The 11,430-nt window shown below is 61.6% G+C and carries 6 protein-coding genes and 1 riboswitch; of the genes, 3 read left to right on the top strand and 3 right to left on the bottom strand.

Annotated elements, in window-relative coordinates:
* The first annotated feature begins 270 nt into the window (after nucleotides 1–270).
* The 3 genes from HMPREF2845_RS05545 to HMPREF2845_RS05535 all read left to right on the top strand — a co-directional run bounded on the left by HMPREF2845_RS05545 (nucleotide 271) and on the right by HMPREF2845_RS05535 (nucleotide 6,065).
* A complete protein-coding gene (locus tag HMPREF2845_RS05545) occupies nucleotides 271–2,166 on the top strand; it encodes an ABC transporter transmembrane domain-containing protein (RefSeq protein WP_070634104.1) in 1,896 nt (631 codons plus the stop codon).
* A gap of 1 nt (nucleotide 2,167) precedes the next feature.
* Entirely contained in the window at nucleotides 2,168–3,916 is a 1,749-nt protein-coding gene (locus HMPREF2845_RS05540) for an ABC transporter ATP-binding protein (RefSeq protein ID WP_070634103.1), read from the top strand.
* Nucleotides 3,917–4,138: 222 nt separating this feature from the next.
* Nucleotides 4,139–4,337: riboswitch (TPP riboswitch) on the top strand.
* Nucleotides 4,329–6,065, top strand: coding sequence for a bifunctional hydroxymethylpyrimidine kinase/phosphomethylpyrimidine kinase (locus HMPREF2845_RS05535; RefSeq protein WP_083308738.1), 1,737 nt, complete (start codon nucleotides 4,329–4,331; stop codon nucleotides 6,063–6,065). Its footprint overlaps the riboswitch before it by 9 nt.
* A gap of 416 nt (nucleotides 6,066–6,481) precedes the next feature.
* On the opposite strand, the gene HMPREF2845_RS05530 is transcribed toward HMPREF2845_RS05535, so the two are convergent.
* The 3 genes from HMPREF2845_RS05530 to HMPREF2845_RS05520 all read right to left on the bottom strand — a co-directional run bounded on the left by HMPREF2845_RS05530 (nucleotide 6,482) and on the right by HMPREF2845_RS05520 (nucleotide 10,803).
* The gene (locus tag HMPREF2845_RS05530; protein ID WP_005506196.1) at nucleotides 6,482–7,255 is read right to left on the bottom strand and encodes a slipin family protein; all 774 of its coding nucleotides are present in this window, start codon (nucleotides 7,253–7,255) and stop codon (nucleotides 6,482–6,484) included.
* Between the two features lie 285 nt (nucleotides 7,256–7,540).
* Nucleotides 7,541–8,383 (bottom strand): transposase, encoded by an 843-nt coding sequence (locus HMPREF2845_RS05525; RefSeq protein WP_070634102.1) that lies wholly within the window; start codon nucleotides 8,381–8,383, stop codon nucleotides 7,541–7,543.
* Between the two features lie 2 nt (nucleotides 8,384–8,385).
* Nucleotides 8,386–10,803, bottom strand: coding sequence for a nitric-oxide reductase large subunit (locus HMPREF2845_RS05520; RefSeq protein WP_070634101.1), 2,418 nt, complete (start codon nucleotides 10,801–10,803; stop codon nucleotides 8,386–8,388).
* Between the last annotated feature and the right edge of the window lie 627 nt (nucleotides 10,804–11,430).

Raw genomic sequence — 11,430 nt, 5'->3', positions numbered from 1 at the left:
GGAATTCCCCAAATTCGTGTAGTGTAGAACAAAGCACTAAAAGTGCAGTGGTGCAAAAACCTGGTGCTCAGAAGGTCGAAAACGTAGGCCTCCAAGCCGCATAGATTACCGCGTAGATGCAGAATCCGCCGATTGATGTCGGTGCATGTTGAGCGGCTGATACAAACTCCAAAATACGTTGCATAAATGACGACACGCCCATCTATGGTGCAAATAGTGTTGCGTGCCACATTGATAAAGGAATAGGGTAAGAGAAAGGAGAGACGTTGAATGACTGAATACAACGCTGACAAGGCACAAGAAAACGCCGCGCGTGAAGAAGCTACGCATGAAGAATCCATGCATAACAAAACCACGCAGGAAAAAGCCGCTCAGAAGAAAACTGCGCAGAAAAAAGCTGCACAGGAAGTAACCGGTAGCGAACAGCGCAAGGCCGAAGAGGAAGCCCTCAAAAAGCGCCTCGCCCTGCGAGTCACCGCACCCGGATACAAATACCCCTGGCACCGCTGGGCAATCCCCGTCGTGGGTGAAACCACCGCGGGTACCGGTGCGATTCTTATCCCCGTCATGGTGGGTCAATTCATCAACCAGCACATCGCCGGCAAAGCCCCCGACGCCTGGCCCATGTTCTGGGTAGTCGTCGCAGCCATCACCTTCATCGTGATCAACGAGTTCTTCGGTTGGGGCACCTCCATGACCCTCAGCGCGGAACTTAGCCGCGACTGGCGCATCTACATCAACCGGCTCATGGGGCGCACCCGCGCTGGCGTAGACTCCGGCGAAGCGGTCACCGTCATGAACAAAGACGTACGCCGCATTACGGACGTCTACTTCTCACTGCCGCTATTCGTCAACGCCATGATCATCGCGACCCTCGGTGCCGTGCAGCTCTGGCTGATCAACCCCGTCACAGCGATTGTCACCCTCATCGGCACGATTATCGTGGTTAGCGTTATCGCCTGGTACTCGACCTTCCTCGAATCCAAGATTGGCGAATACCGCGAAAAGGACGGCGAAGCCTCCTCACGCGCCTCCGACATTGCCACCGGTCTGCGCACCATCGCCGGCCTCGGCGCCGAAGAGCAGATGCGTGAACGCTACCACCGCGGTACCGACGAAGTCTTCGACAGCTACATGCGCTACGAAAAGACGCACCGCTGGATGTTCCTCATCCGCGCGCTGCTCGGTGGCGCCGTGACCCTGCTCGGCATCGGCTTCGCCCTCACCGGCCACGTCGAAAACGGCCGCTGGGTGTCCGACACCCCCGCCGCGTCTCTGGTGACCGTCGCCTCCATTATCGCGATGATGGGCGGCCCCATCTGGATTACCCAGAACTTCCTCACCGCATGGCGATACGCCAAGATTGCGCTCGCCAAGGTCGCCCGCCTCGAAGGTCACGCGGGCGTACGCCAGGGCGTGCTGAAGAGCCCGCGCACCGACGAAGAAATGGCGCAGCTGGCACGCGCCGAACAGGCAGTCGAGGCGAGCACCCTCGAGGTGCCCGTACCCGTCGCCCCCGCCGGTGCAAGCAACCCGCGCATCGTGTACGTCAACCCGCGCGACTACAACCTCACCGCGCAAGACTACGCCGAGGCGCTTGCCCGCACCCTGCGACGCGGGGGAGAGGACCTCAAGGACGCAACCGGTCGCCGCGTGCTGCTGAGCGAACCCAACCCCATGATTTTCGCGGGAACCCTGCAGGAGCACCTGCGCTTGGGCACCGTGCCGAACCCCGACGAGGAGCTGGCACAGGCAAAGGATGAGGAACTGCTGAAGATTACCGACTCCCGCGAAATCGCCTACCGACTGGGCGGACGCAACCCCGAAGACTACTTCGCCGCCCGCATCACCAGCGAAGGCGCGAACCTCTCCGGTGGTCAGCGTCAGCGTCTGGCGCTCGCCCGCGCACTCGCACAGGACGCGCAGGTGCTCATCCTGACCGAGCCGCTGAACTCCGTGGACGAACCCAGCCAGCGCTACATCTACGATGCGATGGAAACCCAGATCGGTAGCGACCGCCTGCCCGTCGGCTACCCCGGCCTGCTACAGGATTTGGAGCAGGTCTACGTTGTCTCCACAACCGCGGAGACGACCCGCCGCATGGAACGCGACGGCTACCCGGAAACCACTCAGTCTGAAACCACTCAGAATCAGGAGGTGAACTAGCATGGCAAAGCAGCTCCCCATCGAAACCCCCGCCTACGTGGCACGCCGCATGTGGAACTACCTCGCGGCGCATAAGGGGCGAGCCCTCTACACCTTCGTCATCTACATGGTCAGTACCCTCATGGGTGCGGTGGTGCCCCTGCAGATTGGTGCCACCGTGGACGACGTGGTGGCGGGCAAGTTCTCCAGCTACCCGTGGCAGCCGATTCTGATTATCCTGGCGGCGTTCATCGTGCAGGCAATAACCCTCATGGTCTCCTCGTACAGCGCGGCGCGACTGGGTGCGCTCGTCACCCGTGACGCCAACCAGGACACCCTCGACGGCACCCTCGACCTGGACGCACGCACCGTGGAAGAAGCCGGCAGCGGCGACCTGCTCACCCGCGTGACCGACGACCTGTCCTCGGCAGCCAAGTCCGTCAGTGAGGACCTGCTCGGCGCGATTTACGTGCTGCTGTACTTCCTGATCTCCACCATCTCGCTAGCGGTTGTGAGCCCGGCTATGGGCCTGATTATGCTACCCATGATTGCCGGTCTTGCCCTCATCATGTCGAAGATGCTGCCGCTCATGGCGGCACGCAACCAGACCACCCAGGAGCGCGTGAGCGACCTCAACAGCGTGCTGACCGAGAACATTCGCGGCACCTCCACGATCCGTGAGCTGGGCGTTCACACCGCCCGCGAAGACGCCTTCGCCGGTGAGAACAAACGCCAGTTCGCCGCGCAGCTGGGCATGGTGCGCATCCGCCAGCTGTACTTCACCGTGGATGCTATCAACGCCTGGATCCCCACGATTCTGTGTATGCTCTGGGGCGCCGCCTGCGTGGCTCTCGGCTGGGCAAGCTGGGGCGCCGTAGCGACCGCCTCGGTCATGGTTTTCAGCCTGCGAATCCTCGCCGACATGCTGAACCACCACGTCAGCAGCCTGCGCATCATGCTCGTGAACATGGGCCGCGTGTTCGGTGTGGTCTCCCTGGCGAAGAAGCAGCGTGAGGCGCGTGCACAGCACCGTGCCGAAGCGTTCGCCGCCGTGTCTGATGAAGCCGTGAAGAACCCGGAGTACGCCATTGACTGCACCGACGTCTCCTACGGCTACTCGCCCGACGCCCTCGTTCTGGAAGGTATCAACCTGAAGATTCGCCGCGGTGAGGCGCTCGCCCTGGTGGGCCGTTCCGGTTCGGGTAAGACCACCCTGGCTCGTCTGATTGGTGGTTCGCTGACCGCCCTGGACGGCACCATCACCGTGATGGGTCGCCCGGTCGGTCACGGCGACTTCCCGACCGATGCCGCCGCCGACGGCCGCCCGCGCCTGCTGGTCTGCACCCAGGAAGCGCACGTCTTCTTCGGTACTCTCGCCGATAACTTTACGGTGGTCGTGCCGGATGCAACCGTCGAGCAGATGGGCGAGGCGCTGGACGCTATCGGTGCCCGCTGGTGGCGCGACCTGCCGCAGGGTATGGATACTGTCGTCAGCGGCGCGGATTCGCCTCTGACTCGCGACCAGATTCAGCAGCTGGCGCTGGCACGTATTGTGCTTGCTGACCCGCACGCCGTGATTCTGGACGAGTCCACCACTCAGCTGGAGCTCGCGGACGCAACCGAGTCCCTGAGCGCCGTGCTGGCGAACCGTGCGGTGCTGATCATTTCGCACGATGCGCGTATCGCCTCCCTGGCTGACCGCGCGGTCCTGCTGCACGAGGGTAGGATCATTGCGGAGGGTTCACCGGCAGAGATTTTCGCCCTGACCTAAGCTCTGACCTAAGCCCGGAGGAGAAGCCCGGCTGATAGTGCCCGGTACCGTGTGAAGCGGTGCCGGGCACTACTTGTTTAACGGGTGGTTTTCGTACAAGAGTGCGCTGAAATCGGCGGTGAGGAGCCCCTGCAGTAACGCAAGACTCAAACGAAAATTTCGGAGAGGTTCACTTGTCACCCGCAGAACTTTTAGCTACGGAGAATCGTTGTGATAACCTGGCAGAGCGATATGGGGTGCCTTGAGACGCCCGCGACCCGCTAACCTGCCAAACTGACCGCCCAACGAAGGGCTACGGTACAGCGAAGAGCTACGGCACAGCGGACGCACGAAACGGCGTAAGAACACTCAAGGCTGAGAGAATCACCCATTGAACCTGCTCTAGTTCGAACTAGCGAAGGGATTATCGATCATGGCAGAGCAGCCTACCGCGCCCGCGTGCGCACCCACCTCCAGCCCTGTACCCGGCGCGAGCGCCTCCGGAACCCCCTGGGTATCCCAGACAGCTCGAGTGCCGAGGGTTCTCTCCATTGCGGGAACTGACCCCTCCGGCGGTGCAGGTATCCAGGCGGACCTCAAGTCCATTGCCGCATCCGGCGGTTACGGCATGTGTGTGACCACCTCACTGGTCGCCCAGAACACGTGCGGGGTTCGTGAAGTGTTCACCCCGCCCCTGGAATTTTTGACCGCGCAGCTTGCCGCCGTTTTTGATGACGTCACGGTTGACGCCGTGAAAATCGGCATGCTCGGCGACGCAGACACGATCCGCACTGTCCGCACCTGGCTGAGCGAGCACCCCGTGCCCGTGGTTGTGCTCGACCCGGTCATGATTGCTTCTAGCGGTGACCGCTTGCTGCAGGCGGAAGCGGAGCAGGCGCTGCGCGACCTCGTGCCGCTCGTGAATGTGATTACCCCGAACATTCCGGAGCTCGCCGTGCTCTGTGAGAAGGAGCCCGCTCAGACTTTCGATGAGGCGCACGAGCAGGCGGCGAACCTTGCGGCGGCGACCGGAACCACCGTGATTGTGAAGGGCGGCCACCTGTGCGGTCAGGACGCCGGTAACACCGCGGTCTTCCCGGACGGCACCTGCGCGCACGTGCGCACCCCGCGCCTGGACAGCCGTAATACGCACGGCACCGGATGCTCCCTGTCCTCTTCGCTGGCAACCCGCCTGGGTGTGGAACTGCTGCAGCACACCGAAGCCGCAGAACACACCGCAGAGCAGAGCGTTCTGACCAGCGAAGACACCCACCGCGCCCTGCAGTGGAGCACCCGCTGGCTCCACGAATCCATTGCCGCAGGTGCCGGTCTGCAGGTTGGCTCCGGTGAGGGCCACGGCCCGGTGGACCACGCCGCCCGTGCCCGCCGCCTGGAGGCTGCCGCCTCCGCGTACCCGTGGCATCACCTGCTCGCCACCACCGACTCTGAGGGCAATACTCTGGACGGCACCAGCCCGGAACGTCTGCTGCCGGTCAGCCCCGTGCCCGCCGGTGAAGCCGTCGTAAAGCCCGCCGGTCCCTGGACCGCCGCCCTCTGGGCTGCGGGTGGCGAAACCTGGCACCAAATCCTGGACCTGCCCTTCGTGCGTGCCCTCGGTGACGGCACCCTCGACGAGGACCTGTTCGCCTTCTACCTAGATCAGGACGCCCTCTACCTGCGTGATTATTCGCGTGCGCTCGCGACTCTCTCGGCGCGTGCTGACACCGCTGAGGCGCAGGTGCACTGGGCCGCCGGTGCGCACGAGGCGATTGCCGCCGAATCGCAGCTACACGAGGGCTGGCTGGCGAACCGTGCGCGTCTGGGTGGGCCCTCACCGATTACGATGGGGTACACGAATTTCCTGCGTGCCACCGCTGCCGGTGATGATTACGTGGTCGGTGCCGCGGCGATCCTGCCCTGCTACTGGCTGTACGAAGAGGTGGGCGCTGTGCTCTCCTCGCAGAATCATGCGGACCACCCGTACGCGGAGTGGTTGAGCATGTACGGTGGCGAAGAGTTCGCCGCGGATGTGGCGCGTAGCCTCGCGGAGGTGGAGCGTGCGTTTGAGGCGGCTTCACCGGCTCAGCGTGTGCGTGCGGCGCAGGCGTACCTGTCGGCGTGCGTGTACGAGCGTGAGTTCTTTGACCAGGCACACCGAGCATTGCGTTAGTTTGCCGGGCGCTGCGCTAGATGATAGGCGCCGATTTTTGGGCTGAATACCGCCCCGGCATGGCGTGAGATGGGTGATTGATGCTTCACTCAAGCTACCGACGGTTCGGTGGTTGTGCCGGTTATGCTTAAGGCGTCGGTGAAAACCGTTTGCGGCAGGATTCCGGCCCTCACCCAACTGGCTGATGTACCTGCCGCGCCCGCACCTCTACGGCGTGTAACCGACCAGTTTGGCCCGTCGCAACCACCTCATCCAACCCCCGCGGCGGGCCAAACGCCTTCCTTCTAGCTTTCGCGAAGAATGTTCGGCATAGAAATATCCCGTGCAGATACTCTCATCTGCACGGGATATTTCTATATGTCTAACCGCTGCGAATCAGCCGCCGCGGCTAGTGCGTCAGGCTAGGGGAGAAGCGCCTACTTGCTCTCACCCTTGAGTGCACCCACGAGCGGACCAATCACGTCCATGGGCAGCGGGAAGACCACGGTCGAGTTCTGGTCGGCACCCAGCTCCAGCAGGGTCTGCAGGTAACGCAGCTGCAGGGAAGCGGGGGACTGGCTCAGAATGTCGGATGCTTCCTTCAGCTCGCTGGAGGCCTCCAGCTCACCGCGTGCCGAAATGATCTTTGCGCGGCGCTCACGCTCAGCCTCAGCCTCGCGAGCCATGGCGCGCTGCATAGCCTCGGGAATCTCAACGTCCTTGATTTCGACGAGCTCCACCTGAATACCCCACGGCTCGGTGCGGGAACCAATGATGGAACGCAGGTCCTCGTTCAGGTCCTCGCGGTGTGCGAGCAGGGTGTCCAGGTCAACGCGACCGAGCAGGGAACGCAGGGTGGTCTGCGCAATCTGGCTGGTGGCAATCGGGTAGTTCTCAACCTCAAGCACGGCGTTCTTGGCGTTGGTCACGCGGAAGAGGACCACGGCGTTCACGCGGGCGGGAACGTTGTCCTTGGTGATGACTTCCTGCGGGGGAATGGTCAGGGTGATGACACGCATATCAACGCGCTGCAGGGAGTCGACGAGGGGGAAGACGACGTTCAGGCCGGGCTTCAGCTCCGAACGCAGGTGACCGAAGCGGAAAGAGATGCCACGCTCGTATTCGGGGATGACGCGGAACATACGAATCAGAATAAAAAGAACAATGACGGCAACTGGGATGAGGATAGTTGCCAAAGTGACGGGATCCATGGTTTTCCTTCACAAATATTGGGGGAGGACGGTATGTGTGCCCACCTGCCCGCGCCTCGTACGGTGCAGGTAGTAGGGGTGCCCGGTACCGGGCTAAGTTTTAGGGAGTTTGGGGAGGGGAATTTTCCGTCCCGGCGCACATCGCGGCGGTCGGTGCTTTAGCGGCACCCCGCATGGAAAACTCAAAAGAGGAATAAAAGAGAAATCCACACGGGGTCGCCGCCGAAGCTAACAGACGGGACCAATCAACCGGTCAGCCGCCGGAACGGAAAAACTTGTGCAGCGCTACTTCTTCGCCATCTGCTCTGCCAGCTTTTCGGCAGCCTCAACCTCAGCCAGGTTCTGCTCCTGCAGGACCTCATTCGTGGTCTTGTGCAGTCGCTTAACCGAGGTGCCGGTACCGCTCCATGCGGGGCGGTCCGGGTCGAGGGCAGAGGTACGAACCGGCAGGGTTGCATCCGCAATCATCTGCTTGCGGGTCTGCTCGGTACGGCGCTTACGCTCATTCGAAACGCCACCCCACTTCGCCGCGAAACGGTCCATCTTCACGTTCACCGATTCGTCAGCGGTGGATGCGTGAATATGCTTCGGATCGTTCTCGAAGTTCGCGGGGGAACGCATGAGCTTCACAGCCAGCGGGTAGGTCAGTGACAGGCAGACCACCGCGGCGGCACCCTCCACCAGAAGCTCCAGCGGGGAGTGCCAGACGATGGCGGCACCAATCAGGATGACCACACCCAGCAGCGAGACAGCAACCGCCAGTCCGCGGTGGAAACGACCCGACTCGGAGTAGGGCCATTCATCCACTTCGCGGGTGAGCTCGCGGCCGTTCGCCGAGACGGTGCAGCTGTCCTTAATCGGGCAGGTGTTGCACACGCTGGGCTTGGCGCGGTAACGCATCACTCGGTTATCCGAGTCGAATGCGGTCGCCCACAGCCACTGGTCTTCGGGGCAGAGCCACGCGTCGCTCTCTTCGTGGTAGGTGAACCCGAAGGTTCGCGCCGCCACCATGCGCTGACTGGTGCGCTTGGCGAGAATATCGAAGCCCCAACCCACGGCGACCAGACCGAGCGCGTACACGCAGGCCAGCCACACGAGGAAAGAAACTCCAGCAATCTGCTCAGGCATGGTTAGCCTCGACGATCGCTACGGTAGGGGCTGGTCTGCTCGGGCAGCTCCTCGGCAGCCTTAGCGCCGGCGAACTCTGCGATGCGAGCGTCCTCAACCACCTCGTACAGCGGCGGTTCGGGCAGCTCCAGGACGGTTTCCTTAGCGTTCTTGGAGAAGATCTCCTTGATACCCAGCAGTGCCAGCTTAATCAGCGGGATAATGCCGACCAGGAAGATGACGTCACCGGGCATACGCATCCAACCCATCACGGCGGAAGCACCGTCGTGAATGAACGCGAAGGAACGAGCCTCGTAGTAGCCTTCACCCACGGACTTGTACAGCTGAGCAATACCCAGCGGCAGCAGCGAGATGAAGGACATCCACAGCAGACCAATGTTCAGGGTCCAGAAGGAGAACTTCAGACCCTTCTCAGGCCACTTGTCCTCAGGGAGCAGGTAGCGCAGACCAAACACCGCGAACGCAATCGCGAGCATACCGTACACACCCATCATGGATGCGTGTGCGTGGTTTGCGGTCAGCGCCGTACCAATCTCGAAGTAGGACACGATCGGCAGGTTAATCAGGAAGCCGAACACACCCGCGCCGAGGAAGTTCCAGAAGCCCACAGCAATCAGGAACATAACAGCCCAACGGTGCGGGAAAGGCTTGGTGCGGTTGGAGTACTGGCGAGCACCCAGCTGCATGAAGCCCCACGCCTCAACGGTCAGGAAGGTCAGCGGGATAACCTCAGCAGCCGAGAAGAACGCACCGAATGCCATCTGCTCGGAGGGGGTACCGACGAAGTAGGTGTGGTGCAGAGTACCGATCACACCACCGACGGAGTAGAGCACGGCGTCCATCATGATGATGGAGATCGCGATGCGCTCGCGGACCACGCCGAGCAGCACGAAGATGTACGCCACCATGACGGTGGTGAAAAGTTCGAGGAAGTCCTCCACCCAGAGGTGAACCACCCAGAATCGCCAGAATTCGGCGACGGTCACGTGAGTACGCTGACCTGCGAGCAGGCCGACCGCGTAGAACATGGGGATGGCGAGGCCGGAGAAGAGGAACAGCCACGGCAGGGAGGTCTTCTTCGAGCCCTTCAGGCGAGCGGAGAGGGTACGCCAGACGATGACGATCCAGATGAACATACCCGCGGTGAGCAGGATCTGGAAGAATCGCGGCAGGTCCAGGAACTCCCACTGCTGCGAGAAGAAGCCGGTGAATTCCTTGGGGATGAGGCCCTTCTGAGAGAACCATTCGTTCAGCAGCGAGCCGAGGACCACGAAGACCACAGCGCCGATGAGAACGTAGGTGAGCAGACCCTGCTTCTTGGGTTCGCGGCGGGTAATCAGCGGGGCGATGAAGATACCGCCCGCCAGGAACGCGCCTGCAGTCCAGAAGAGGGAGAGCTGAAGGTGCCAGGTTCGGGATACCGTGTAGGGCAGCAACTGGCCCATGTCGATACCGAAGAATCCGGTGAGTTCTTCACGGTAGTGCTCGGTGAGCGCACCCACCAGAGCCTGCAGCAGGAACAGCACCAGGATCGTTGCGAAGAGCAGGCAGGCTGCCTTCTGCGAGGGAGTCAGGCGAACTTCGTCGGGCTGACGGAAGTCGAGGACGGGTGCCTCTTCCGCGTGCCAGCCGATAGCGCGGGACCAGCGGCCGTAGATGGCGAACATCAGACCGGTACCACCGATGAGGGCAATCAGGGAGAGTGCCGACCAGACCATCAGATCCGCGGTGGGCTTGTTGTCCACGTTGGGTTCGGAGGGCCAGTTGTTGGTGTAGGAGTAGGGCTGGTCGGGGCGGTCTGCCGCCGATGCCCATGCGGTCCAGCCGAAGAATGCGACGATGTCGTGCAGTTCTTCGTCGTTCTTAATGGCGTGGGGGAACAGGCCCTGCGAGGTGTCACCCTTCATCAGGGTTTCGCGGTAGTGCTTGAGCATGAGCTGGTAGCCCTTGGTCTCACCAGCGGACCAGGTGATGGTCTTAGTCTGCTCGTCGTACTTGTTCTCCTTGCGCCACTCGTTCTTGACGAGTTCGCGGGGGTCCTGCTTGCCCTGTTCACGGTACTCCTTGACGGCAGCATCGGTGGTCAGGCGCAGGTATTCTGCAGTGTAGTCGGGGCCGAGGTAGGCACCGTGGCCGAGGACGGATCCGTACTGCTGCAGGCCGCGTCCCTGGAACAGTTCCTGACCGTGCAGGATCTGTTCTTGGGTTGCGATGGTTTTGCCGTCGTTGCCGACGATTTTATCGGGGAGCGGCATGGAGAGTGCGTAGGTGCGCATTGCAAGGACTGCCATAATGGTGAAGCCCAGGAGCATCACAAACGCAACAGCCTGTACCCAGCCTTTTCCGGCATAGGCACCGACCGTGTCTGAGCGGCGGGCAATCTTTGCTGCCTGCGCACGCGAGACGGGTTTTGTAGCCATAGTGTATGTCTCCAGTGTGCGTGGAATTTGTAGGTGGAGTGGTCCCGACGCACATCCGCTGGAGGGGCGGCTCACTATGTTCAGGGTGAATCGTCCTTGAGGGAGGTGCGACAGCCCACCCTGCTCTCATTTTTGCATATTAAATGCGCATTTACGAAACTTTGCTGACGTAGCGTCATAATGTGACACGGCTATTTGGCGGGGAAATCAGTAATCATAAGGCGGAAAACCTGAAATATTACGTTGAGGTTGAACCCTTAGTTTCCGTGCTACCTCCCCGCCTGTAACGGGGAGGGGCTTCAGTCCGGAAGCTGCGCAGACTCCCTCAATCGGGGCTTTTGCTTAGGCTCCTACTCGAGCTCCTACCGGGGCACTCGCAGGAACCTGGGCGGGAGGCGCATCCCAGCATGTGGAAGGGGAGCGCGGCACCCCTCACGTGCCTACACTCGGGTGTGGAATAATAAAACCCGACGCTACTAAACACAGTACAAATTTTTTGCGGCACAGGTTACCGCAGTACAGATTTTGTGCTCTTTGGCGGCGTATATTCAGAAGGGGCCACTCACCCCGCATCCACGGCGGACCGCCGCCACAGCCCGCAATCTATCGGCACCTCAGGAGAGTTCA

It is taken from the genome of Rothia sp. HMSC065B04, from assembly GCF_001812285.1.
Classification (GTDB): domain Bacteria; phylum Actinomycetota; class Actinomycetes; order Actinomycetales; family Micrococcaceae; genus Rothia; species Rothia mucilaginosa.
Note: the sequence above shows the minus strand (reverse complement) of the source record. Positions and strands in the feature narration are given on the sequence as shown.

Excerpts from the sequence above, each read along its gene's own strand:
- HMPREF2845_RS05545 (WP_070634104.1), top strand. The coding sequence starts at position 271 with ATGACTGAATACAACGCTGACAAGGCACAAGAAAACGCCGCGCGTGAA.
- HMPREF2845_RS05540 (WP_070634103.1), top strand. The coding sequence starts at position 2,168 with ATGGCAAAGCAGCTCCCCATCGAAACCCCCGCCTACGTGGCACGCCGC.
- HMPREF2845_RS05535 (WP_083308738.1), top strand. The coding sequence starts at position 4,329 with ATGGCAGAGCAGCCTACCGCGCCCGCGTGCGCACCCACCTCCAGCCCT.
- HMPREF2845_RS05530 (WP_005506196.1), bottom strand. The coding sequence starts at position 7,255 with ATGGATCCCGTCACTTTGGCAACTATCCTCATCCCAGTTGCCGTCATT.
- HMPREF2845_RS05525 (WP_070634102.1), bottom strand. The coding sequence starts at position 8,383 with ATGCCTGAGCAGATTGCTGGAGTTTCTTTCCTCGTGTGGCTGGCCTGC.
- HMPREF2845_RS05520 (WP_070634101.1), bottom strand. The coding sequence starts at position 10,803 with ATGGCTACAAAACCCGTCTCGCGTGCGCAGGCAGCAAAGATTGCCCGC.